Annotated in this window: 22 protein-coding genes, 1 other RNA gene and 1 other annotated feature; of the genes, 21 read left to right on the top strand and 2 right to left on the bottom strand. The window is 44.9% G+C overall.

The annotated features are described in order from the left end of the window. From comN to dtd, 8 genes are all read left to right on the top strand, one after another. Nucleotides 1-297 carry a post-transcriptional regulator ComN gene (gene comN / locus QF06_RS12020; RefSeq protein WP_003229735.1) on the top strand — a complete coding sequence of 99 codons (297 nt, stop codon included), beginning with the start codon at nt 1-3 and terminating at the stop codon, nt 295-297. Between the two features lie 38 nt (nt 298-335). Further along, nucleotides 336-2,549, top strand: a complete 2,214-nt coding sequence (secDF, locus tag QF06_RS12015; protein WP_015714442.1) for a protein translocase subunit SecDF — start codon at nt 336-338, stop codon at nt 2,547-2,549. Between the two features lie 157 nt (nt 2,550-2,706). Further along, the gene (locus QF06_RS12010; protein ID WP_003229739.1) at nt 2,707-3,204 is read left to right on the top strand and encodes a cation:proton antiporter regulatory subunit; all 498 of its coding nucleotides are present in this window, start codon (nt 2,707-2,709) and stop codon (nt 3,202-3,204) included. Nucleotides 3,205-3,279: 75 nt separating this feature from the next. Further along, nucleotides 3,280-3,603 carry a LapA family protein gene (locus QF06_RS12005; protein ID WP_003229740.1) on the top strand — a complete coding sequence of 108 codons (324 nt, stop codon included), beginning with the start codon at nt 3,280-3,282 and terminating at the stop codon, nt 3,601-3,603. A 66-nt stretch (nt 3,604-3,669) separates the two neighbouring features. Continuing rightward, entirely contained in the window at nt 3,670-6,030 is a 2,361-nt protein-coding gene (recJ, locus tag QF06_RS12000; protein WP_015714440.1) for a single-stranded-DNA-specific exonuclease RecJ, read from the top strand. A 5-nt stretch (nt 6,031-6,035) separates the two neighbouring features. After that, nucleotides 6,036-6,548 carry an adenine phosphoribosyltransferase gene (locus tag QF06_RS11995; protein ID WP_003229745.1) on the top strand — a complete coding sequence of 171 codons (513 nt, stop codon included), beginning with the start codon at nt 6,036-6,038 and terminating at the stop codon, nt 6,546-6,548. 167 nt (nt 6,549-6,715) lie between these two features. Continuing rightward, nucleotides 6,716-8,920 carry a GTP diphosphokinase gene (relA, locus tag QF06_RS11990; RefSeq protein WP_003229747.1) on the top strand — a complete coding sequence of 735 codons (2,205 nt, stop codon included), beginning with the start codon at nt 6,716-6,718 and terminating at the stop codon, nt 8,918-8,920. Between the two features lie 12 nt (nt 8,921-8,932). Then, a complete protein-coding gene (gene dtd, locus QF06_RS11985; protein ID WP_004398689.1) occupies nt 8,933-9,373 on the top strand; it encodes a D-aminoacyl-tRNA deacylase in 441 nt (146 codons plus the stop codon). Between the two features lie 26 nt (nt 9,374-9,399). Here dtd and QF06_RS11980 read toward each other — a convergent pair whose 3' ends face one another. Next, the gene (locus QF06_RS11980) at nt 9,400-10,956 is read right to left on the bottom strand and encodes an N-acetylmuramoyl-L-alanine amidase family protein (RefSeq protein WP_029727135.1); all 1,557 of its coding nucleotides are present in this window, start codon (nt 10,954-10,956) and stop codon (nt 9,400-9,402) included. Between the two features lie 132 nt (nt 10,957-11,088). On the opposite strand from QF06_RS11980, the gene QF06_RS21370 reads away from it, so the two are divergent. The 5 genes from QF06_RS21370 to QF06_RS11965 all read left to right on the top strand — a co-directional run bounded on the left by QF06_RS21370 (nt 11,089) and on the right by QF06_RS11965 (nt 15,806). Further along, nucleotides 11,089-11,259 carry a YrzK family protein gene (locus QF06_RS21370; protein WP_004399157.1) on the top strand — a complete coding sequence of 57 codons (171 nt, stop codon included), beginning with the start codon at nt 11,089-11,091 and terminating at the stop codon, nt 11,257-11,259. Nucleotides 11,260-11,318: 59 nt separating this feature from the next. Next, nucleotides 11,319-11,551: a binding site (T-box leader), on the top strand. An 89-nt stretch (nt 11,552-11,640) separates the two neighbouring features. Then, entirely contained in the window at nt 11,641-12,915 is a 1,275-nt protein-coding gene (gene hisS, locus QF06_RS11975) for a histidine--tRNA ligase (RefSeq protein WP_014480430.1), read from the top strand. 13 nt (nt 12,916-12,928) lie between these two features. Continuing rightward, nucleotides 12,929-14,707 (top strand): aspartate--tRNA ligase, encoded by a 1,779-nt coding sequence (gene aspS / locus QF06_RS11970; protein WP_015714438.1) that lies wholly within the window; start codon nt 12,929-12,931, stop codon nt 14,705-14,707. 60 nt (nt 14,708-14,767) lie between these two features. Continuing rightward, a non-coding RNA gene (gene ssrS, locus QF06_RS21365) (6S RNA) lies at nt 14,768-14,960 on the top strand. Nucleotides 14,961-15,041: 81 nt separating this feature from the next. Then, the gene (locus tag QF06_RS11965; protein WP_014480428.1) at nt 15,042-15,806 is read left to right on the top strand and encodes a tRNA threonylcarbamoyladenosine dehydratase; all 765 of its coding nucleotides are present in this window, start codon (nt 15,042-15,044) and stop codon (nt 15,804-15,806) included. A gap of 39 nt (nt 15,807-15,845) precedes the next feature. On the opposite strand, the gene QF06_RS11960 is transcribed toward QF06_RS11965, so the two are convergent. Then, complete coding sequence (locus QF06_RS11960; RefSeq protein ID WP_014480427.1) at nt 15,846-17,111, bottom strand: replication-associated recombination protein A; 1,266 nt, start codon at nt 17,109-17,111, stop codon at nt 15,846-15,848. 202 nt (nt 17,112-17,313) lie between these two features. Here QF06_RS11960 and cymR point away from each other — a divergent pair, with 202 nt between their 5' ends. The 8 genes from cymR to QF06_RS21360 all read left to right on the top strand — a co-directional run bounded on the left by cymR (nt 17,314) and on the right by QF06_RS21360 (nt 24,099). Next, nucleotides 17,314-17,730 carry a cysteine metabolism transcriptional regulator CymR gene (cymR, locus tag QF06_RS11955; RefSeq protein WP_003225879.1) on the top strand — a complete coding sequence of 139 codons (417 nt, stop codon included), beginning with the start codon at nt 17,314-17,316 and terminating at the stop codon, nt 17,728-17,730. An 18-nt stretch (nt 17,731-17,748) separates the two neighbouring features. Beyond that, nucleotides 17,749-18,888 carry a cysteine desulfurase family protein gene (locus QF06_RS11950; RefSeq protein WP_041850172.1) on the top strand — a complete coding sequence of 380 codons (1,140 nt, stop codon included), beginning with the start codon at nt 17,749-17,751 and terminating at the stop codon, nt 18,886-18,888. A gap of 30 nt (nt 18,889-18,918) precedes the next feature. Beyond that, complete coding sequence (gene mnmA, locus QF06_RS11945) at nt 18,919-20,034, top strand: tRNA 2-thiouridine(34) synthase MnmA (RefSeq protein ID WP_014480424.1); 1,116 nt, start codon at nt 18,919-18,921, stop codon at nt 20,032-20,034. Between the two features lie 85 nt (nt 20,035-20,119). After that, entirely contained in the window at nt 20,120-20,740 is a 621-nt protein-coding gene (locus QF06_RS11940) for a tetratricopeptide repeat protein (protein ID WP_010886584.1), read from the top strand. A 24-nt stretch (nt 20,741-20,764) separates the two neighbouring features. Further along, nucleotides 20,765-23,161, top strand: a complete 2,397-nt coding sequence (recD2, locus tag QF06_RS11935) for an SF1B family DNA helicase RecD2 (RefSeq protein WP_004398511.1) — start codon at nt 20,765-20,767, stop codon at nt 23,159-23,161. A gap of 57 nt (nt 23,162-23,218) precedes the next feature. Continuing rightward, nucleotides 23,219-23,743: a PRC-barrel domain-containing protein gene (locus tag QF06_RS11930; RefSeq protein ID WP_010886583.1), complete on the top strand. Its 525-nt coding sequence runs from the start codon at nt 23,219-23,221 to the stop codon at nt 23,741-23,743. A gap of 11 nt (nt 23,744-23,754) precedes the next feature. Then, nucleotides 23,755-23,946 (top strand): hypothetical protein, encoded by a 192-nt coding sequence (locus QF06_RS11925; RefSeq protein WP_003225893.1) that lies wholly within the window; start codon nt 23,755-23,757, stop codon nt 23,944-23,946. Nucleotides 23,947-23,967: 21 nt separating this feature from the next. Next, nucleotides 23,968-24,099 (top strand): YrzQ family protein, encoded by a 132-nt coding sequence (locus QF06_RS21360; RefSeq protein ID WP_003229780.1) that lies wholly within the window; start codon nt 23,968-23,970, stop codon nt 24,097-24,099. The last annotated feature ends 4 nt before the right edge of the window (nt 24,100-24,103 follow it).

Raw genomic sequence — 24,103 nt, 5'->3', positions numbered from 1 at the left:
GTGGAGAAGCATCCAGCCGATCTATATAAAGACCACGTCAGGCCGTTTCTTTACAGCAAACTGGAAGAGTTTAAGATTCTCGGGTATGATGATGTTGAACTCGAAAGTTTGTGGTCATACTTAACAGATAAGAAGTGGAAAAAGAAAACGGAACTGAACATTTATGAACTGGCGAGTGATATTTTATCAGTGAAAATTGGCGAATTTATGAACTATGCAACCGTTGAGTCATTTAAAACGTCTAATTGGCTGGGCAGTGAAGAGGGCCAGGAAGCATTGGAAGAACTGCTGAGATAGCAGGTTGATTCGCACAGGTTTAAGGGAGGATATACATAATGAAAAAAGGACGCTTGATTGCGTTTTTCCTTTTCGTTCTATTGATCGGCACGGGCTTGGGCTACTTTACGAAGCCTGCCGCTAACAATATTACGTTAGGATTGGATTTGCAAGGCGGATTTGAGGTGCTGTATGATGTACAGCCTGTAAAAAAAGGTGACAAAATCACAAAAGACGTTCTGGTCAGCACAGTAGAGGCATTGAACCGCCGGGCCAATGTTCTCGGTGTCAGCGAACCGAACATCCAAATTGAAGGGAATAACCGGATTCGCGTTCAGCTCGCTGGTGTGACAAACCAAAACAGAGCGCGTGAAATTTTGGCGACTGAAGCGCAGCTTTCTTTCAGAGATACGAATGACAAAGAATTGCTGAATGGCTCTGACCTCGTCGAAAACGGAGCTAAACAAACGTATGACGCCAAAACAAATGAACCGATTGTCAGCATTAAACTAAAAGATGCTGATAAATTCGGCGAAGTGACCAAAAAGGTCATGAAAATGGCGCCGAACAACCAGCTTGTTATTTGGATGGATTATGAAAAAGGGGATTCCTTTAAAAAAGAGGTTCAAAAAGAGCACCCTAAATATGTATCCGCCCCAAATGTAAGTCAGGAATTAAACACAACTGACGTTACAATTGAAGGGCAATTTACGGTTCAAGAAGCAAAAGATTTAGCCAGCATTTTAAACGCAGGCGCACTTCCTGTGAAACTGACTGAAAAATATTCAACATCAGTAGGCGCACAATTCGGCCAGCAGGCTCTCCATGATACGGTGTTTGCCGGTATTGTCGGTATCGCAATTATTTTCTTATTTATGCTTTTCTATTACCGTCTGCCGGGATTAATCGCGGTGATTACGCTATCTGTTTATATCTACATTACACTCCAGATCTTTGACTGGATGAATGCCGTACTCACGCTTCCGGGAATTGCCGCTCTCATTTTAGGTGTCGGGATGGCTGTTGACGCCAACATTATTACCTATGAGCGGATTAAAGAAGAGCTCAAGCTAGGAAAGTCAGTCCGCTCTGCCTTCCGTTCAGGAAACAGACGGTCATTTGCGACGATTTTTGATGCGAATATTACAACCATTATTGCAGCGGTTGTGCTCTTTATCTTTGGGACAAGCTCTGTTAAAGGGTTTGCGACAATGCTGATCCTATCGATTTTGACAAGCTTTATCACTGCCGTTTTCTTATCGAGATTTCTCCTCGCTCTCCTTGTGGAAAGCAGATGGCTTGATCGGAAAAAAGGCTGGTTTGGTGTCAATAAGAAACATATCATGGATATTCAGGATACGGATGAAAATACAGAGCCGCATACGCCATTCCAAAAATGGGATTTCACGAGCAAACGCAAATACTTCTTTATTTTCTCCAGTGCAGTCACGGTTGCCGGGATTATTATCCTGCTTGTGTTCAGGCTGAATCTTGGCATTGACTTTGCTAGCGGTGCACGGATTGAAGTGCAAAGCGACCATAAGCTGACAACAGAGCAAGTTGAGAAGGATTTTGAATCTCTGGGTATGGACCCTGATACTGTAGTTCTGTCAGGCGAAAAGAGCAATATCGGTGTTGCCCGTTTTGTCGGGGTGCCAGATAAAGAAACCATAGCAAAAGTAAAAACGTATTTTAAAGACAAATACGGATCAGAGCCAAATGTCAGCACAGTTTCACCGACAGTCGGTAAGGAGCTGGCAAGAAATGCGCTGTACGCAGTTGCTATAGCTTCTATTGGCATCATTATTTACGTTTCAATCCGATTCGAATACAAAATGGCGATTGCTGCCATCGCCTCATTGCTATATGACGCATTCTTTATCGTCACGTTCTTCAGTATTACAAGGCTTGAGGTAGATGTTACGTTCATCGCGGCCATCTTGACGATAATCGGGTATTCCATTAACGATACAATCGTTACATTTGACAGGGTCCGCGAGCATATGAAAAAGCGCAAGCCGAAAACATTTGCCGATCTGAACCATATTGTAAACCTGAGCCTGCAGCAAACCTTTACACGTTCAATTAACACTGTATTAACTGTTGTGATTGTTGTTGTGACATTGCTGATCTTTGGAGCATCTTCTATTACTAACTTCTCAATTGCTTTATTGGTCGGGCTGTTAACAGGCGTTTATTCTTCTCTATACATTGCCGCACAAATTTGGCTTGCATGGAAAGGAAGAGAACTGAAAAAAGATTCGGCGCAATAAAAAATATCAGGCTGTCCTCTGCAGGGCAGCCTGTTTTTTGAAGTTTCATTGAACTTAAAATAGACATTTGCTATAATGACATACGCTTACATTTAAACATATATATGGTGTTAAAAGTGTTTATGACTGGTTTTCAGATATGTAGGAGGGTTTATATATGAGGGTTCGCGAATCAGAGCTGCCGGGCATAGGACAAAAAGTTGAAATGATTACTAGAAACCGTGATAAAATTTCAATTATCATTCATCATGACGGACGAAGAGAGCTTTACTATTTTGACGAAAACGACCATGAGGAATGTGTTGCCTCCGTGCAGTTTGATGACGCTGAAGCAAGGCAAATGTCTGCAATTCTTGGCGGAATGGCATATAAACCGAAAGCGTTAGAACAGGTCGAGTCAGCCCTTGATGATTTGATTATAGAGTGGTGTAAAGCAGAGGCGGGAGCGCCTGCCATTCATCAGACGATTGGTGATTTGAATGTGGGTCAGGAATATCATGTAACGGTCATTGCAATTGTAAAAAAGAATCAGGATAAACAACTGAATCCGAGCTCTGAAACAGTCATTGACGAAGGCGATACACTTGTGATTTCCGGTGAGGGAACCGGACTGAAGAGGCTGATCCGGGAAAAATTAACAGCAAAGGGAGCTTAACCTAGTGTTAAGCCATGTTTAAAACCAGTCTTGATGGGGAAAGTTACCTCAATAAGAAGTTTGGGGGAAAAGAGAATGAATAAACAATGGACCATTATTTTCGCACTTATTTTCACCTTAATTGTCGCTATTTTCGCAGTCATTAATGTTCGATCCGTAGAAGTTGATTACCTGTTTGGAAGATCAGAATGGCCGCTCATTCTTGTTATTTTGGGCTCAGTTTTAATGGGAGCGCTGATCGTATTTTCTGTCGGCATTTTTCAGGTAATGAAATTGAAGCGGGAAATAAAAACCTTGCGGAAAGAAAATAGAACAGCAATACATAAACAAGAGGATACTCATCTTGCTGATCAGACTGACACACAGGATGCATCAGCCATGATTGAGAAAAAAGACTAGTTTTCGAATATTATTTGAAACCCCTCAGCCTGCTCTAGTATAATAGGGTGGTTGAGGGGTGAATTTATGTTAGCGTCAAAAATGCGATGGGAAATCCAGCGACCAGATCAGGATAAGGTCAAATCACTCACAGAACAATTGCATATAACACCTCTTGTTGCGTCCCTGCTTGTAAAAAGAGGCTTTGATACGGCAGAAAGCGCTAGGCTGTTTTTACATACAAAGGATGCCGATTTTTATGATCCTTTTGAAATGAAAGGCATGAAAGAAGCGGCAGATCGAATAAAACAGGCGATTTCACAACAAGAAAAGATTATGATATATGGCGATTATGACGCCGATGGGGTTACAAGTACGTCAGTGATGCTTCACACGCTGCAAAAACTGTCGGCTCAAGTTGATTTTTATATACCTGACCGTTTTAAAGAAGGATATGGACCTAATGAACAGGCGTTTCGTTCGATTAAAGATCGGGGCTTCTCTTTGATCATTACGGTTGATACAGGAATTGCCGCTGTGCATGAAGCGAAGGTGGCAAAGGAACTCGGACTGGATGTCATCATTACCGATCATCATGAACCGGGACCGGAGCTTCCGGATGTCCATGCGATCGTCCACCCGAAGCAGCCTGGCTGCACTTACCCGTTTAAAGAGCTTGCCGGGGTTGGAGTCGCGTTTAAGCTTGCCCACGCTTTATTGGGTGAACTTCCTGATGAACTGCTTGACCTGGCGGCTATCGGCACCATTGCCGATCTAGTCCCGCTGCATGACGAAAACAGATTAATTGCAACACTAGGACTTGAAAGGCTTCGACGGACAAATCGGCTCGGCTTAAAAGAGCTGATTAAGCTGTCAGGCGGAGACATCGGAGAAGCGAACGAAGAAACAGTCGGATTTCAGCTCGCACCAAGGCTGAATGCCGTCGGAAGAATCGAACAGGCGGATCCAGCTGTTCATTTGCTTATGTCAGAGGATTCGTTTGAAGCGGAAGAGCTTGCCGCAGAAATTGACCAGCTGAACAAAGAGCGCCAAAAAATGGTCAGCAAAATGACGGATGAAGCGATTGAAATGGTTGAACAGCAAGGGCTCGATCAAACTGCAATTGTCGTGGCCAAAGCCGGATGGAACCCGGGAGTCGTCGGGATTGTGGCTTCAAAGCTTGTGGACCGCTTCTACCGACCGGCCATTGTTCTTGGCATTGATGAAGAAAAGGGAATCGCTAAAGGTTCGGCCCGAAGCATCAGAGGCTTTAATTTATTTGAGAGCCTTTCTGAATGCAGAGATATTCTTCCTCATTTCGGCGGCCATCCAATGGCTGCGGGGATGACGCTGAAAGCTGAAGATGTGCCGGATTTGCGAAGCAGGCTGAACGAAATAGCGGACAATACGCTTACGGAAGAGGATTTTATTCCCGTACAGGAAGTCGACCTTGTCTGCAGCGTCGAAGACATTACAGTTGAAAGCATCGCAGAAATGAACATGCTGTCTCCTTTTGGCATGCTTAACCCGAAACCGCACGTTCTCGTAGAAAACGCAGTACTGGAAGATGTCCGCAAGATAGGGGCAAATAAAACTCATGTCAAAATGACGATCAGAAACGAGTCGTCCCAGCTTGATTGCGTCGGTTTTAATAAAGGCGAGCTTCAAGAAGGCATCGTACCGGGTTCAAGAATTTCCATTGTCGGTGAGATGTCAATCAACGAATGGAACAATCGAAAAAAGCCGCAGCTTATGATAAAGGATGCCGCTGTTTCTGAATGGCAGCTGTTTGATTTAAGGGGAAAACGGACGTGGGAAGACACAGTTTCCGCCCTTCCATCTGCTAAACGGGCCATTGTCTCTTTCAAAGAAGACTCAACAACATTACTTCAAACTGAAGACCTTCGCCGAGAAGTGCACGTCATCAGTTCTAAAGATCAAGCAAAGGCGTTTGACCTCGATGGTGCATATATTGTATTACTGGATCCGCCGCCTTCGCTGGACATGCTCGCCCGTTTGCTGGAAGGCAAGGCGCCTGAGCGGATATATTTTATTTTTCTCAATCATGAGGACCACTTTTTATCAACTTTTCCCGCAAGAGACCACTTTAAATGGTATTATGCGTTCTTGCTGAAAAGAGGCGCTTTTGACGTGAAAAAACACGGTTCAGAGCTTGCAAAACATAAAGGCTGGTCCGTTGAAACAATCAATTTCATGACAAAGGTGTTTTTTGATCTCGGTTTTGTTAAAATAGAGAATGGTGTGCTGTCTGTTGTGAGCGGAGCAAAGAAACGCGACTTAACAGACTCACAAACATATCAGGCGAAACAGCAGCTGATGGAACTGGATCAAAAGCTGAATTATTCTTCTGCTGAAGAGCTGAAGGAATGGCTGAATAAGCTGATGAAACAAGATTCAGAGGCTTATGAAAGTACGAGGAGGACATAAAACAGATGGATTTAAAACAATACGTAACAATTGTACCGGATTACCCGAAAGAGGGCGTGCAATTTAAAGATATTACGACACTGATGGATAAAGGCGATGTATACCGCTATGCCACAGATCAAATTGTTGAATATGCGAAAGAAAAGCAAATTGATTTGGTCGTTGGCCCTGAAGCGCGCGGCTTTATTATCGGCTGTCCCGTTGCTTACGCGCTTGGCGTAGGTTTTGCGCCGGTCCGCAAAGAAGGCAAGTTGCCTCGTGAAGTAATCAAAGTGGATTATGGCTTGGAATACGGAAAAGACGTATTAACGATCCACAAAGATGCGATTAAGCCTGGTCAGCGTGTGCTTATTACAGATGACCTGCTTGCGACAGGCGGCACAATTGAAGCGACAATCAAACTTGTTGAAGAACTTGGCGGCGTTGTTGCTGGTATCGCTTTCTTAATCGAGCTTTCTTACCTTGACGGCAGAAATAAGCTCGAAGATTACGACATCTTAACATTGATGAAATACTAAGGATAACCGCATAACGAAAAAGCACTCCATGTCAGGGTGCTTTTTTCCTATTGTTTTGCATTTATTTTATATAATATTTGGCTATTTGAACTTCTGCTCTTTACATCTTTCGTTTTTTTCTTGATAATAAACTACAATACAGTTTACATTTTAAAAAAGGTGATTCCATGGCGAACGAACAAGTATTGACTGCCGAGCAAGTTATAGATAAAGCGCGCAGCTATCTATCTGATGAGCATATCGCATTTGTCGAAAAAGCATATCTGTACGCTGAAGATGCTCATCGCGAGCAATACCGCAAATCGGGCGAGCCATATATTATTCATCCGATTCAGGTTGCGGGGATTCTCGTCGATCTTGAAATGGACCCTTCCACAATCGCGGGCGGATTTTTGCACGATGTCGTGGAAGATACAGATGTGACGCTCGATGACCTGAAAGAAGCATTTTCCGAAGAAGTGGCAATGCTTGTAGACGGCGTAACGAAACTCGGCAAAATTAAATATAAATCTCAAGAGGAACAGCAGGCGGAAAATCATCGCAAAATGTTTGTCGCTATGGCTCAAGATATCAGGGTCATATTGATCAAGCTGGCGGATCGTCTTCACAATATGCGGACACTGAAACATCTGCCTCAGGAAAAACAGCGGAGAATCTCCAATGAAACGCTGGAAATTTTTGCTCCTTTGGCGCATCGTCTCGGGATTTCAAAAATTAAGTGGGAATTGGAAGATACGGCGCTCCGTTATTTGAACCCTCAGCAATATTACAGAATTGTCAACCTCATGAAGAAGAAACGTGCAGAACGTGAGCTTTATGTCGATGAGGTTGTTAATGAAGTGAAGAAACGTGTCGAAGAAGTAAATATCAAGGCTGACTTCTCGGGACGCCCGAAACATATTTACAGTATTTATCGAAAAATGGTGCTGCAAAATAAGCAATTCAATGAAATTTACGATTTGCTGGCTGTCCGTATTCTTGTGAATAGCATAAAGGACTGCTACGCGGTGCTTGGCATCATTCACACATGCTGGAAACCGATGCCCGGCAGATTCAAAGATTATATCGCAATGCCGAAGCCGAATATGTATCAATCGCTTCATACAACGGTTATTGGGCCTAAAGGCGATCCGCTTGAAGTGCAGATCCGCACCTTTGAAATGCATGAAATAGCGGAATACGGGGTTGCGGCTCACTGGGCTTATAAAGAAGGGAAAGCAGCCAATGAAGGTGCAACCTTTGAGAAAAAGCTTTCTTGGTTCCGTGAAATTTTAGAATTTCAAAATGAATCGACAGATGCAGAAGAATTTATGGAATCGCTCAAAATTGATTTGTTCTCTGATATGGTGTATGTCTTTACGCCAAAAGGAGATGTAATCGAGCTTCCGTCCGGTTCGGTTCCGATTGACTTTTCTTACCGGATTCACTCTGAAATCGGCAATAAAACAATCGGTGCCAAAGTAAACGGAAAAATGGTTACGCTTGACCATAAGCTTCGGACAGGTGATATCGTTGAAATTCTCACCTCTAAGCATTCCTACGGCCCGAGCCAGGATTGGGTGAAGCTTGCCCAAACATCCCAAGCGAAGCATAAAATCCGTCAATTCTTTAAGAAACAGCGGCGTGAAGAAAATGTCGAAAAAGGCCGTGAGCTGGTCGAAAAAGAAATTAAAAACTTGGATTTTGAATTGAAGGATGTTTTAACGCCGGAGAATATTCAAAAGGTTGCTGACAAATTTAATTTCTCAAATGAAGAGGATATGTACGCGGCGGTCGGTTACAACGGCATCACAGCTCTGCAGGTGGCGAACCGCCTAACAGAAAAAGAGAGAAAGCAGCGCGATCAGGAAGAACAGGAAAAGATCGTTCAGGAAGTTACTGGGGAACCTAAGCCATACCCGCAAGGAAGAAAACGGGAAGCTGGCGTTCGTGTCAAGGGCATCGACAACCTCCTTGTCCGTTTATCAAAATGCTGCAATCCTGTGCCAGGTGATGATATTGTCGGCTTTATCACAAAAGGCAGAGGGGTTTCGGTCCATCGCGAAGACTGTCCGAATGTCAAAACGAATGAAGCCCAAGAGCGGCTGATCCCGGTAGAGTGGGAGCATGAGTCACAGGTTCAAAAGCGCAAGGAATACAATGTTGAGATAGAGATTCTTGGGTATGACCGCCGCGGATTGCTGAACGAGGTGCTGCAGGCAGTGAATGAAACGAAAACAAATATTTCATCTGTCTCTGGCAAATCGGATCGCAATAAAGTGGCAACCATTCATATGGCGATTTTTATTCAGAATATCAATCACTTGCACAAAGTCGTCGAGCGTATTAAACAGATTAGAGATATCTACTCTGTGCGCCGCGTCATGAACTAAAGGGGTTAGAAAATGAGATTAGTTGTTCAGCGAGTAACAGAAGCAAGCGTTACAGTGGACGAAGAGGTCGTCGGCCAAATTGGACAAGGCCTCATGGTGCTGGTCGGCATCACTCATGATGATACAGAAGATGATGCAGCTTATTTAGCCGATAAAGTTGTCAATCTCCGTATTTTCGATGACAGTGAAGGAAAAATGAATCTGTCTCTTGTAGATATAGGAGGAGAGATTTTATCCGTCTCACAGTTTACGCTTTATGGAGATACGAAAAAAGGGCGCCGGCCGAACTACATGAACGCGGCCAAACCTGATAAAGCTTTAGGTCTTTATGAAAAATGGAATGACCTGCTTCGTGAAAAAGGAATCAAAGTGGAGACCGGAACGTTTGGAGCAATGATGGATGTTCAGCTTACAAACTCCGGACCGGTTACGCTCATTATGGATTCAAAATAAAAAAAGCTGCCAAAAGGCAGCTTTTTTTATTGGAAGTATTTCTCTAATCCGCTTTCGATCCCATCTGTTACTTTTTCTTGGTATGAATTGCTATGTACAATGGCTTCTTCCTGCGGATGGCTTACATATCCCAGCTCGTACAGCATAGCGGGCTGTCTGTTTTCCCGGAGCACATAATAATCTCCGAATAATACGCCGCGGTCTGGAATGGAAGAACGCTTCACCACTTCTGAGTGGACATCTGATGCGAGTTCCTGATCTTTGGCAGGACTGTAGTAATATGCTGTACTGCCTCTTGTAGAGGTATCCGCATAGCTGTCATAATGAATGCTGATAAAGGCGTCAGCGTTACGGTAGTGAGAGGTAGAGACCCGTGACTGCAGGCTGACAAAGGTATCATCCTGGCGTGTCACATATACATCCGCTCCAGCCGATCTAAGTTTGCTGGCGAGCAGTTTTGCCGTTTTGATCGTCAGGTTTTTCTCGAATTTCCCCGAATACCCGATCGTTCCGCTGTCTTTTCCTCCATGTCCCGGGTCAACAATAATCGTTTTATTGTTTAGAGAGCCGTTTCCAGACGGGGAATCAGAGACTGGCGGTTCACCTGCTTCTTCTGCGCTTTTAGACGTTTGGACCACCCAATTGGCTACATAAGCAGTTTGCCCGTTATCAAGCTTTATTTCATACCAGCTTCCCTTTGAACCGGTAATGGTGTATGAATCTCCTTTGGCAGCACGCTCAACGATTGAAGCTGATGTTGACGCATCACTTCTTAGATTCGTTCCTCCGTACATGATATAGGCTTTTTTAGCGGAGGATGAACTGCCGGCATTTGCTGAATCATCAGCTGGAACAGAACTAGTCAAAAGGTAATGGCTTGCAACCCAGCCTTTTAGCCCGTTCACCTCAATGTGAGCCCAGCCATTTTTCTCGTTGAGAACCGTCAGTTTCGTTCCGCGATCAAGTTTTGTTATAATTGCCGCGTCATGTGAGGCGGAGGCTCTTACATTTAGCGAAGAAACACCGACTGTGCCCGTCGTTGACGCACCGGAATCCTCGGTTTGGTCACTCTCATCAGACGCTGAACTGCTGCCTCCTGATGTGACATATTCAGATGATACCCACCCGGTGGCACTGTGATAGGATATCTTGATCCAGCCCGAATCTTTATCAATGACAGATGCTTGGCTGCCTTGCGGGAATTTGCCGATGACTTCGTAGGAAGTGCCCGGGCCGCTTCTCATCCGCAGATCGGGGTCTGTTGATGTCACAGTGTCACTGCTTCCTGAGGAGCTTGTGCTGGCCTGGTCTTCCTTTGTAATAAGCCAGGAGACTACCCAGCCCTTTTCTCCGGAACCAAGCTGTATCTGCACCCAGTCTCCATCTTCCTTTAAAATCGGATAGCGTTCTCCCTTTTTTACTTCCGCTGTAATGCCGTAGCTAAGCCCAGGGCCGCTTCTGACGTTCATTTCATCTGTTGCGATGACCGCTTCTCCTTGAGCAGCTGTAACGGATGAAAAGGTCGGGAATAGCGCTGCGGTGAAAATAATACATACAATAAGGACAAAGTATTTCTTGTTCATTGTGTCCTCCTTTCTGATGATCATTAAAAAAGCATTCTTGTTTAATATCGTAAAGTCCTTTCTGATTTTTAAATAAAAATAAAATGATTTGTTTATACTAAGCGTAAATACAATCAAAAAGGTGTGCAAATCATGAAATATCATCCAAAAATGGGACGTGCATTTCACGACGGTGAAGCGAATCTGCATTACAGCGATCACGCAGATCCCGATACGACTGGTTATCTTACGGAAACAGCATCTGAATTTGGTCTTATGTCCAAAGAAGCAGCGCTGAGGAAAAACAACCGGAATAAAGCTTGACAGAGAACCCCAATCCCATTATTATAATAGAAATTGAGTACATAGCAAATGATGAAAGATTTGAACCAATAATGGAGAAGAGTAGGTCAGATTGCATGATTAGAGAGGAACCCGCCCCAGGCTGAAAGCGGATCCCATTGCGTCTTTCTCGAAACAACACTCCGGAGGTTTCCTGCTGAACGCGTGAATAACGCCATTAGGCAGTGAACGTGAACCTGCGTTAAAGGATCGAGCGGGAATATGAACGTATTCCAACTAGGGTGGCACCACGGGTATAACTCTCGTCCCTACTATCATGTATAGTAGGGGCGAGAGTTTTTTTCATTTTCATCATTAACGATCATTGGATATTTTATAAGGAATACATAAGGAGGTCTACCTATGGGATATAACATTCCGAGAGGAACACAGGATATTCTGCCTGGAGAATCAGATCGCTGGCAGTATGTTGAACAAATTATGAGAGACACTTGCCGCACTTATCAATATAAAGAAATCCGCACACCGATTTTTGAGCATACAGAACTGTTTGCCAGAGGCGTCGGAGAATCAACGGATATCGTACAAAAAGAAATGTATACCTTCGAGGACCGCAAAGGCAGAAGCCTGACGCTTCGTCCGGAGGGAACAGCTGCTGCGGTTCGCGCTTTTAATGAAAACAAGCTGTTCGCAAATCCTGTACAGCCGACAAAGCTTTATTATGTCGGGCCGATGTTCCGTTATGAACGTCCTCAGACGGGCCGTTACCGCCAGTTTTATCAGTTTGGAATTGAAGCGATTGGTTCGAAAGACCCTGCAATCGACGCTGAAGTAATGGCGCTTGCGATGAGTATTTATGAAAAAGCAGGTTTAGAAAACGTTAAGCTTGTCATAAACAGTCTCGGCGATCAAGATAGCCGCAAAAGCTACAGAGAAGCGCTCGTGAAACACTTCGAGCCTCGCATCGAAGAATTTTGTTCAGACTGCCAGTCCCGTCTGCACACGAACCCGCTTAGAATCTTGGACTGCAAAAAAGACCGAGATCATGAGCTGATGAAATCGGCACCTTCGATTTTGACATATTTAAATGAAGAATCAGCCGCTTATTTTGACAAAGTGAAACAATACTTAAATGATCTTGGCATTTCGTATGAAATCGATCCGAACCTTGTGAGAGGGCTGGATTATTACAACCACACCGCATTTGAAATTATGAGCAATGCGGAAGGCTTTGGCGCGATTACGACACTTGCCGGCGGCGGACGCTACGACGGGCTTGTCGAACAGATCGGCGGACCTGAAGCACCGGGCATCGGATTTGCGATGAGCATCGAACGCTTGCTTGCCGCAATTGATGCTGAAAAAAGAGAGCTGCCTGTTGATAAGGGAATCGACTGCTATATCGTCACACTCGGCGAAAAAGCAAAGGATTATTCTGTTTCATTGGTGTACAAACTGAGAGAAGCAGGCATTTCCAGTGAAATCGATTATGAAAATAAGAAAATGAAAGGCCAGTTTAAAACAGCTGATCGCTTAAATGCCAGATTTATTGCGATTTTGGGTGAAGATGAGCTTGCCCAAAACAAAATCAATGTAAAGGATGCACAGACGGGCGAACAGATTGAAGTGGCACTTGATGAATTTATACATGTGATGAAGGCAAACCAAAAGGGATAAGGAGTGAAACGCATTGTTTGGAAGAACATATTATTGCGGTGATATAACTGAAAAAGCAATTGGCGAATCTGTAACGCTGAAAGGCTGGGTCCAAAAAAGACGAGACCTCGGCGGATTGATTTTTATTGACTTGCGTGACCGTACGGGAATTGTTCAAGTCGTTTTCAACCCCGATGTGTCAAAAGAAGCGCTTGCTGTTGCGGAAGGCATCAGAAATGAATACGTGCTTGATGTTCAAGGAAAAGTAGTGGCGCGGGAAGAAGGAACAGTCAATCCGAATTTGAAGACAGGTGCGATCGAAATTCACGCTGACGGAGTGACAGTACTAAGTGCTGCAAAGACGCCTCCATTTGCGATTTCTGATCAAGCAGAAGAAGTGTCAGAGGACGTTCGTTTAAAACACCGTTACTTAGATTTGCGCAGACCGGCTATGTTTCAAACGATGCAGATGCGTCATAATGTGACGAAAGCTGTCCGCAGCTTTTTAGATGAAAACGGGTTTCTTGATATTGAAACGCCGATTTTAACAAAAAGCACGCCTGAAGGCGCACGTGACTACTTGGTGCCGAGCCGTGTGCACGAAGGTGAGTTCTACGCGCTGCCGCAGTCTCCGCAGCTATTTAAACAGCTTCTGATGGTATCAGGCATTGAACGGTATTATCAGATTGCCCGCTGTTTCCGTGATGAAGACTTGCGTGCGGACCGCCAGCCTGAGTTCACGCAAATTGATATTGAAATGTCCTTTATGAGCCAGGAAGACATTATGTCATTGGCTGAGGATATGATGGCAAAGATTATGCGTGAAACAAAAGGCGTGGAAATTAAGCTTCCTCTTCCTCGAATGACGTATGACGAAGCAATGAACAAGTACGGTTCTGATAAACCGGATACGCGTTTTGACATGCTTTTGACAGATGTGTCTGACATTGTGAAGGATACGGAATTTAAAGTATTCTCATCAGCTGTAGCAAACGGCGGTGTGGTCAAAGCCATCAACGTAAAAGGCGGTGCCGGAGATTACTCCAGAAAAGACATCGATGCTCTTGGCGCTTTTGCTGCAAACTATGGGGCGAAAGGACTTGCCTGGGTGAAAGTTGAAGCAGACGGAGTGAAAGGACCGATCGCTAAATTCTTTGATGAAGAAAAGCAGTCTAAGCTGATTGAAGCACTTGATGCTGCTGAAGGTGATTTGTTGCTGTTCGGAGCGGATCAATTTGAAGTTGTGGCCGCATCACTCGGCGCGCTGCGTTTAAAGCTTGGGAAAGAGCGTGGGCTGATTGACGAAAACCTGTTCAATTTCTTATGGGTCATTGACTGGCCGCTATTAGAGCATGATCCGGAAGAAGGCCGTTTCTACGCAGCGCACCATCCGTTCACAATGCCTGTCCGGGAAGACCTTGAGCTGATTGAAACAGCGCCTGAAGACATGAAAGCACAAGCTTATGACCTCGTCTTAAACGGCTATGAGCTTGGCGGCGGTTCAATCCGTATTTTCGAAAAGGATATTCAGGAAAAAATGTTTGCGCTTCTCGGCTTCTCACCAGAAGAAGCGGCTGAACAGTTCGGATTCCTGCTGGAAGCATTTGAATACGGCGCTCCTCCGCACGGCGGAATCGCACTTGGCTTAGACCGTCTCGTTATGCTTCTCGCAGGACGTACGAACCTGAGAGATACGATTGCATTCCCGAAAACGGCAAGTGCAAGCTGCCTGATGACAGAGGCGCCTGGAGAAGTAAGTGACGCTCAGCTTGACGAGCTTCATCTTTCTATCAAGAAAAAAGTTAAGAACTGAATGTGCAGTTCGATTCTTGAAAATCAAAATCGTCTGTGATATGATTTTGACAAGTTAAATAAAGTCCTGATGTGTTAGTTGTACACCTAGTTTTGACCGAACATTTTTTTGATTTGGGAGCCCGCATTTTTAAATGGCGTACATGCCTCTTTTCATTCGGTAAAGAGGACTTACAAGATTTAAAAGAGGGCACCCACCTGCTGAGAGCGGGTTCAAAACAAAGGAAAGCTGCAACGGCACTATTGGGACTTTATTTTTTGTGCGCAGAAAAACGGCTGCTCATGGATCAGCCATTTTATAGATGAAACCAGAATACGAATGTGGAGTGAGGTTCTTGTTACACCAGTTTTCACGCAATGAATTAGCTATCGGAAAAGAAGGCCTTGAAACGCTGAAAAACAGCACAGTTGCTGTGCTTGGAGTCGGAGGAGTTGGGTCGTTCGCGGCGGAAGCGCTCGCGCGGTCAGGCGTCGGCCGCATTCTGCTTGTCGACAAAGATGATGTCGACATTACAAATGTAAACCGTCAGCTTCACGCGCTGCTTTCAACTGTCGGACAGCCGAAAGTTGATTTAATGAAGGCGCGGATCGCAGACATTAACCCGGAGTGTGAAGTAATCTCGTTAAAAATGTTCTATACGGAGGAAACGTATGAGCAGTTTTTTGACTATGATCTTGACTATGTCATTGATGCGTCAGACACCATTTGTTATAAAATTCATTTAATGAAAGAATGTCTAAAACGGGATATTCCGCTCATCTCCAGCATGGGTGCTGCAAATAAAACGGATCCGACACGCTTCCAAATCGCTGATATCTCAAAAACGCACACTGATCCAATTGCGAAGGTCGTCCGTACGAAATTACGCAAAGAGGGGATCAAAAAAGGCGTCCAAGTGATTTTCTCTGATGAAAGCCCGATTGTCATTCGGGAAGATGTCAGAAAAGAAGTGGGAAATGACGAAGCGAAAATTCGTAAAGCAAAAATGCCGCCTTCCTCTAATGCTTTTGTGCCGTCAGTTGCAGGTTTGATTATGGGCGGACATGTTGTCATGGATCTTTTGAAAGACATAGAAATCAAACGTGTGAAGGATAAATAATGTATAAAAACAGCCTTGATGATCAAGGCTGTTTTTGTTTTATTTTCTTTTCATTAATTTATCATACACCTGCTTTAAGGCGGATTCGAATTTTCCTGTCTGTTTCGGCTTATAGTATTGCTTATTTTTCAGAGAATCAGGGAGGTATTGTTGTTCGACCCAACCGCTGTCGTAATTGTGCGGGTATTTATAGTCGATTCCTCTTCCTAATTCCTGAGCTCCTTTATAATGCGCGTCTTTTAAATGCTTCGGGACATCACCAATTTTTCCGGCTCTGATATCTGCCAGGGCCTCATCGATTGCCAGAATGGCAGAGTTTGATTTCGGTGAGAGGCAAAGCTCAATAACTGCGTTGGCCAGCGGGATTCGCGCTTCAGGAAACCCGACTCGCTCAGCGGTCTGAATAGCGTTCAGCACTCTAGGGCCGGCTTGCGGGCTTGCTAAACCGATATCTTCATAGGCGATAACAAGCAATCGTCTTGCGATGCTCTCCAGATCACCGGCTTCAATTAATCTAGCCAAATAGTGAAGAGCAGCGTTGGCATCAGAGCCGCGGATCGATTTTTGAAAAGCGGACAGTACATCATAATGCGCGTCACCATCTTTATCGTGAGAAAAGCTTTTTTTCTGCAAGCATTCTTCCGCGGTTTCTAATGTAATGTGAATTTCACCGTCTGCTGACTCCTTCGTTGACAACACGGCAAGCTCAAGCGCATTTAAAGCGGAGCGGACATCTCCTCCGCATCCGTGGGCAAAATGCTCCATCGCCTGATCATCAATGGATACAGAATAGGTGCCAAGGCCCCGATGCTCATCATGGAGCGCGCGTTCCAGTGCCTGTTTAATCAGATCAGGTGTTAACGGTTCAAGCTCAAAAATCTGGGTCCGGCTTCTGATCGCCGGATTAATGGCATGATACGGGTTAGCCGTCGTTGCTCCGATCAAAATGATCATCCCGTTTTCTAAATAGGGTAATAGAAAATCCTGTTTTCCTTTATCCAGCCTGTGGACTTCATCCAGAATCAAAATCACTTGGCCGGACATCTTGGCTTCCTGAGCTACGATTTCCATATCTTTTTTATTGTTAATGACAGCATTCAGCTTTCGAAAAGCAATACTTGTTGAACCGGCGATTGCTGTTGCGATTGATGTTTTTCCAATTCCGGGCGGCCCGTACAAAATCATGGATGACAAATGTTTTGCCTGGACCATTCTGCCAATAATTTTATCTTCAGCCACCAGATGCTGCTGGCCGATAATATCCTCTATTTTTGTCGGACGCATCCGATATGCCAATGGCTTCATCTATCATCTCTCCTTACTTAATTACAGGGTAACGGAAAACCGTACATTAGAAAAGGGTAAAGGCCCCTTTCCTTCTGCCTCAATGAAAATTCGCTGAAGGTATGTTATAATAACAGTTGGTCTATAAGATAATAAACGGACGAAACATATAGAAATTACCATTATAAATGTGGAAAATCATGAAATAACAGAGGTGTTCATGTTGAAAATATCAACTAAGGGAAGATACGGGCTCACCATTATGATCGAGCTTGCAAAAAAGCACGGTGAAGGCCCGACTTCATTAAAAAGCATCGCACAGACGAATAATTTGTCCGAGCATTATTTGGAGCAGCTGGTATCGCCGCTCAGAAATGCCGGTTTAGTGAAAAGCATCAGAGGCGCATATGGCGGATATGTATTAGGCAGTGAGCCGGATGCCATTACCGCGGGAGATATTATCCGTGTGCTTGAGGGGCCGATCAGCCCTGTTGAAGTGCTGGAAGATGAGGAGCCTGCCAAGCGTGAGCTCTGGATTCGCATCCGGGATGCTGTAAAAGAGGTTTTAGACAGTACAACATTAGAGGATCTTGCCAGCTATACAGACGGAGAGCAAGAAGCTTATATGTTCTATATTTAGATCAGAGGTGTAAACATAATGGAACGGATTTATTTAGATCATGCCGCAACGTCTCCGATGGATGAGCGCGTGCTGGAAAAAATGATACCGCACTTCTCCGGCAGTTTCGGTAATCCCTCCAGTATTCATTCATTTGGCAGAGAATCTCGAAAATGGGTGGATGAAGCAAGAGCGCAGATCGCAGCAGAAATCGGAGCGGCAGAGCAGGAGATCATTTTTACAAGCGGGGGAACGGAAGCTGATAACTTGGCGATCATGGGAACCGCACTTGCAAGAAAAGATCTTGGCAGACATATCATCACAACAAAAATTGAGCATCACGCCGTGCTTCACACATGTGAAAAACTTGAGGAAGACGGATTTGACATAACGTATCTGGACGTTGACCAAAATGGAAGAGTCAGTGCAAAACAGGTGATAGAAGCACTGCGTGATGATACAATCCTTGTGACAGTGATGTATGGAAATAATGAAGTTGGAACAGTGCAGCCGATCGAAGAAATCGGTGAGCTGTTAAAGGAACACAAAGCTTATTTTCATACCGATGCTGTTCAGGCATTCGGGTTGCTGCCAATTGACGTGAAAAACAGCCATATTGACCTTCTGTCTGTTTCCGGGCACAAGCTCAACGGGCCAAAAGGGACAGGCTTTTTATATGCTAGTAAAGATGTGAAGCTTTCACCGCTTTTATTCGGAGGAGAGCAAGAAAGAAAACGCCGTGCCGGAACCGAAAATGTTCCAGGCATTGTCGGGCTGAAAGAAGCGATCAAGCTGTCAAGTGAAGAACGGGACGAAAAAAACGAGAAGTATCAATCGTTTAAAGCAATCTTTGCCGACACGCTTAGAGATGCAGGTGTGGCATTCGAGATCAACGGGGACAAAGAGCATAGTCTGCCGCATGTTCTGAATCTTTATTTCCCCGGTGTGTCAGTGGAAGCTCTGCTGGTCAATCTTGATATGGCGGGTGTCGCTGTCTCCAGCGGTTCAGCGTGTACGGCCGGTTCAGTCCTGCCGTCACATGTTCTGACTGCTATGTTCGGAGAAGAGAGTGACCGGCTGACGTCCTCTATTCGAATCAGCTTCGGCCTCGGCAATACGGCTGAGCAAGTGAAAACTGCTGCCAAACATGTGGCCGACGTTGTCAAACGGCTGACATAATAAGGCGGCTTAGTAATTGGAGTGAATGAAATGGAAAAACGGCCGGAGGATACAAGAGTCGTCGTCGGCATGTCCGGCGGAGTAGACTCATCTGTGGCGGCCCTGCTGTTAAAAGAACAGGGCTATGATGTAATCGGAATCTTTATGAAAAACTGGGATGATACGGACGAAAACGGTTTTTGCACGGCGACAGAGGATTATGAAGATGTGATCCGCGTCTGCAACCAAATCGGAATTCCGTATTATGCCGTAAACTTTGAAAAGCAATATTATGAGAAGGTATTTCAATACTTCCTTGATGAATATAAAGCAGGCAGAACACCAAACCCGGATGTACTGTGCAACAAAGAAATTAAATTCAAGGCCTTTTTGGAGCATGCATTGTCACTTGGCGCCGACTATTTAGCGACTGGCCACTATGCAAGAGTAGACAGAAGCGGCGAAAAAGTCAGAATGCTGCGCGGCATTGATGAAAACAAGGATCAAACGTACTTCTTGAATCAGCTGACAGAAGATACGCTGAGCAAAGTCATGTTCCCGATCGGCGAACTTCAAAAAAGCCGTGTGCGTGAAATCGCCAAAGAAGCAGAACTTGCAACGGCGACGAAAAAAGACAGTACAGGCATCTGCTTTATCGGCGAACGCAACTTCAAAACGTTTCTCAGCCAATATCTCCCTGCACAGCCGGGCGATATGATGACGATGGACGGCGAAGTAAAAGGCCGCCACGACGGGTTGATGTACTATACGATCGGACAGCGTCACGGCCTTGGCATCGGCGGAAGCGGCGAGCCGTGGTTTGCGGTAGGGAAAGATCTTGAAAAGAACATCCTCTACGTAGATCAAGGGTTCCATAACCCTCTTTTATATTCCGACAAAATCACAGCAACAAATATCAGCTGGGTACGTTCGGATATCATGAAGGGCGAAGAGATTTCCTGCACGGCTAAATTCCGTTACCGCCAAGAGGATCATAAAGTAACGGTGCGCATGACTGGCGAGGGTGAAGCGGAAGTCATCTTTGATGAACAAGTCCGCGCTGTAACGCCTGGACAAGCCGTTGTCTTCTATGACGGCGAAGAATGCCTTGGCGGCGGGACAATTGATGATGTGTACAAAGACGGAACAAAATTGTGGTACGTATAAAAGATGAAAAACCTCAACACTGAGTTGGGGTTTTTTAATGAAAGGAAGATGATCGGTGGATTATAATCAACTCGGTATAGAGGCGATGCAGGAAGGCGATTACGAGAAAGCGGCAGAGGCATTTACAAAAGCGATTGAAGAAAATAAAGAAGACGCGATTCCGTATATCAATTTTGCCAACCTGCTTTCATCCGTAAACGAGCTGGAACGTGCGCTTGCGTTTTATGATAAAGCGCTTGAATTAGACAGTAGCGCAGCCACTGCTTATTATGGAGCAGGAAATGTCTATGTTGTAAAAGAAATGTACAAAGAAGCGAAAGACATGTTTGAAAAAGCGCTACGTGCGGGGATGGAAAACGGCGACCTGTTTTACATGCTCGGAACGGTACTTGTCAAGCTCGAACAGCCTAAGCTTGCACTGCCATATTTACAAAGAGCAGTCGAACTGAATGAAAACGATACGGAAGCGCGTTTTCAATTCGGGATGTGCTTAGCCAACGAGGGCATGCTGGACGAAGCGCTCAGCCAATTCGCAGCTGTGACAGAGCAAGACCCGGGGCATGCAGATGCATTTTATAATGCCGGTGTCACTTATGCTTATAAAGAAAACCGAGAAAAAGCGCTGGAAATGCTGGACAAGGCAATCGATATCCAGCCAGATCATATGCTTGCGCTTCATGCTAAAAAACTGATTGATCCATCATAACAGGCACAGGAGGAGGGACAGCTCGTGCAGCAGCATCCGGATCAGCTTAAACTGGAGGAAGAGCCCTATTTAAAAGGGACAGTCAACACAGTCATCTATCATAATGACACCAATTTATATACGGTTCTGAAAGTGAAAGTCACAGAGACCTCCGAAGCCATTGAAGATAAAGCCGTATCCGTGACGGGCTACTTCCCTGCGCTTCAAGAAGAAGAGACCTACACGTTTTACGGAAAGATCGTAACCCATCCAAAATTCGGGCTCCAATTTCAGGCGGAGCATTTCAAAAAGGAGATTCCAACGACTAAGGAAGGCATCATTCAATATTTATCGAGTGATTTATTCGAGGGGATCGGCAAAAAAACAGCTGAAGAAATTGTGAAAAAGCTGGGCGACAGCGCCATTAATAAAATATTGGCTGATGCTTCAGTGCTTTATGATGTTCCCAGACTCTCAAAAAAGAAAGCAGACACGCTGGCTGGCGCATTGCAGCGGCATCAGGGACTGGAGCAAATCATGATTTCCTTGAATCAGTTTGGCTTTGGCCCGCAGCTGTCTATGAAAATCTATCAAGCCTATGAATCCGAGACGCTTGAAAAGATTCAGGAAAATCCTTATCAGCTTGTGAAGGATGTAGAAGGCATCGGGTTTGGAAAAGCGGATGAGCTGGGCAGCAGAATGGGTCTTTCGGGTAATCATCCTGAGCGGGTAAAAGCTGCTATTTTGTACACGCTTGAAACGACTTGTCTGTCAGAGGGGCACACGTACATAGAAACGGAACAGCTGATCATCGACACTCAATCACTGTTAAACCAGTCAGCAAGGGAAGGGCAGCGCATTACAGAAATGGATGCCGCTAACGCAATTATTGCCCTTGGAGAAAATAAAGACATTGTCATAGAAGATGGCCGCTGTTATTTTCCTTCGCTGTTTTACGCAGAACAAAACGTTGCAAAGCGTGTGAAACATATCGCTAGCCAAACCGAATATGAGAACCAGTTTCCCGAATCAGAGTTTTTGCTCGCGTTGGGAGAACTGGAAGAACGGATGGACGTTCAGTATGCCCCCAGCCAGAAGGAAGCGATTCAAAAAGCCCTTTCCTCGCCGATGCTTCTTTTAACAGGCGGCCCGGGAACAGGAAAAACGACGGTAATCAGAGGGATTGTCGAGCTCTACGGAGAGCTTCACGGTGTGTCACTAGACCCGTCAGCTTATAAAAAGGATGAAGCTTTTCCGATTGTTTTGGCCGCTCCGACAGGGAGAGCAGCAAAACGGATGAGTGAATCAACGGGACTCCCTGCAGTTACGATACACAGGCTGCTTGGCTGGAACGGCGCTGAAGGCTTTACTCATACAGAGGATCAGCCGATCGAAGGGAAGCTGTTAATTATCGATGAAGCCAGTATGCTTGATATATGGCTGGCGAATCATTTGTTCAAGGCGATCCCTGATCATATACAAATCATCATTGTCGGAGACGAAGACCAGCTGCCTTCCGTCGGTCCGGGACAAGTGCTCAGAGACCTGCTGGCATCCCAGGTGATTCCGACTGTGAGACTGACAGACATCTATCGCCAGGCAGAAGGGTCATCAATCGTCGAGCTTGCCCACCAGATGAAAAATGGATTGCTGCCGAACAATTTGACTGCCCCGACAAAGGACCGTTCCTTTATTCGCTGCGGCGGGTCGCAAATCAAAGAAGTAGTTGAGAAGGTTGTCGCCAATGCATTGAAAAAAGGCTATACAGCAAAGGACATTCAGGTCCTCGCTCCGATGTACAGAGGAAAAGCCGGCATTAATGAATTGAATGTGATGCTGCAGGACATTTTAAATCCTCCTAAAGAAAAACGGAGAGAATTGAAGTTCGGGGATGTTGTCTACAGAACCGGAGATAAAATTTTGCAGCTTGTCAATCAGCCGGAAAACAATGTGTTCAACGGAGATATTGGCGAAATCACGTCGATATTTTATGCAAAGGAAAATACAGAAAAAGAAGACATGGCCGTCGTTTCTTTTGACGGCAATGAAATGACATTTACGAAAAAAGATTTTAATCAATTTACCCATGCGTATTGCTGTTCTATTCATAAATCGCAGGGAAGTGAATTTCCGATTGTGGTTTTGCCTGTTGTGAAAGGCTATTATAGAATGCTCAGAAGAAACCTTCTTTATACCGCGATTACAAGAGCGAAGAAATTTCTCATTTTATGCGGGGAAGAGGAGGCGCTGGAGTGGGGCGTGAAAAATAATGATGCAACTGTCAGACAGACCTCCTTGAAAAACAGGCTGTCCGTACAGGTTGAGGAAATGGATGCCGAGCTTGAAGCTTTGCAAAAAGAGCTCCCGTTCAGCGTACACGACGCCAACATTGGCATGGAAGGCATTACACCATTCGATTTTATGAAAGAAGAACAGCAATAAAATGCTCCCGTGCAAGCGGGAGTTTTTTTTCATTTGCAGTGGAATTGATTTCATCGTATGAGTCTAAGGCGCAAAGCAAAACCTAAGCCTGTTCAACAAAAGGTGGTTGATCACACTTTGAGAACATGCCATGAAGTAGAAGGATTCCCAGTATACTCAGAACGAACTTCTAGTTATCTCGGGACAATTTCCGATATTTGTTTTTCTCTGAAAGGAGATTGTCTTGGGTTTATTCTTGCACAAAAACGCTTTTTGCATCATCATCATGCGCTATTACGGGCGTGTGATATCTCTTCCATTTTTGATGACCGCATATTGGCTTCGGTCAGTTCAGAACAGCTTTTGCCTCTTCCGAAATCATGCTTCACATACGAGCAGATGAAGATGAAGCTTGTGAAATCGCAAGAGGGGGATATATTGGGGATGCTGGAAGATGTATACTTTTGTTTGGACAGGGGCATAATCGTAGCATATGAACTCTCGGACGGTTTCTTTTCTGACCTGGCGGGAAGCAAGCGCCAGATCCAAAGAGCGGATTCGCTTGTCGAGGTGCGGAAAGACGAGATCGTTCTGAACGGATAGAGGTGTGAGGTATGCTTATATGCCCGAATTGCAAAAGTAAGGATATCGGCAAAATCGGCGTGAACCAATATTATTGCTGGGGCTGTTTTATTGAACTGACAGTGGCGAAAGGGAAGATTGCAACTCATCAGGTGGAAGAAGACGGAACGTTAAGCAGCTTGGATGATTTGTTTTCTGAGGATGAACGCAGCATCAATTTTTAATCATGAAAGGAGATGCGCAGGATGAATCGGACGATGACTTCTCTTTTGGCAATGGGAGCCGGAGCTCTCGTGTACCGAATGGCGACTCAATCTGACATGCTGAATAATCGAAGCATGAAGCGGATGAGAAGAAGAATTACGAAAATGTTTTAATGCA

It is taken from the genome of Bacillus sp. YP1, from assembly GCF_000877815.1.
GTDB classification, from domain to species: Bacteria; Bacillota; Bacilli; order Bacillales; family Bacillaceae; genus Bacillus; species Bacillus subtilis.
The sequence above is the reverse complement of the archived record's forward strand: the minus strand, read 5'-3'. Positions and strand labels throughout refer to the sequence as shown.

Coding starts and splice junctions, on each gene's coding strand:
- secDF (WP_015714442.1), top strand. CDS start 336: ATGAAAAAAGGACGCTTGATTGCGTTTTTCCTTTTCGTTCTATTGATC.
- QF06_RS12010 (WP_003229739.1), top strand. CDS start 2,707: ATGAGGGTTCGCGAATCAGAGCTGCCGGGCATAGGACAAAAAGTTGAA.
- QF06_RS12005 (WP_003229740.1), top strand. CDS start 3,280: ATGAATAAACAATGGACCATTATTTTCGCACTTATTTTCACCTTAATT.
- recJ (WP_015714440.1), top strand. CDS start 3,670: ATGTTAGCGTCAAAAATGCGATGGGAAATCCAGCGACCAGATCAGGAT.
- QF06_RS11995 (WP_003229745.1), top strand. CDS start 6,036: ATGGATTTAAAACAATACGTAACAATTGTACCGGATTACCCGAAAGAG.
- relA (WP_003229747.1), top strand. CDS start 6,716: ATGGCGAACGAACAAGTATTGACTGCCGAGCAAGTTATAGATAAAGCG.
- dtd (WP_004398689.1), top strand. CDS start 8,933: ATGAGATTAGTTGTTCAGCGAGTAACAGAAGCAAGCGTTACAGTGGAC.
- QF06_RS11980 (WP_029727135.1), bottom strand. CDS start 10,956: ATGAACAAGAAATACTTTGTCCTTATTGTATGTATTATTTTCACCGCA.
- QF06_RS21370 (WP_004399157.1), top strand. CDS start 11,089: ATGAAATATCATCCAAAAATGGGACGTGCATTTCACGACGGTGAAGCG.
- hisS (WP_014480430.1), top strand. CDS start 11,641: ATGGGATATAACATTCCGAGAGGAACACAGGATATTCTGCCTGGAGAA.
- QF06_RS11960 (WP_014480427.1), bottom strand. CDS start 17,111: ATGAAGCCATTGGCATATCGGATGCGTCCGACAAAAATAGAGGATATT.
- QF06_RS11950 (WP_041850172.1), top strand. CDS start 17,749: ATGGAACGGATTTATTTAGATCATGCCGCAACGTCTCCGATGGATGAG.
- mnmA (WP_014480424.1), top strand. CDS start 18,919: ATGGAAAAACGGCCGGAGGATACAAGAGTCGTCGTCGGCATGTCCGGC.
- QF06_RS11940 (WP_010886584.1), top strand. CDS start 20,120: ATGCAGGAAGGCGATTACGAGAAAGCGGCAGAGGCATTTACAAAAGCG.
- QF06_RS11930 (WP_010886583.1), top strand. CDS start 23,219: ATGAGTCTAAGGCGCAAAGCAAAACCTAAGCCTGTTCAACAAAAGGTG.
- QF06_RS11925 (WP_003225893.1), top strand. CDS start 23,755: ATGCTTATATGCCCGAATTGCAAAAGTAAGGATATCGGCAAAATCGGC.
- QF06_RS21360 (WP_003229780.1), top strand. CDS start 23,968: ATGAATCGGACGATGACTTCTCTTTTGGCAATGGGAGCCGGAGCTCTC.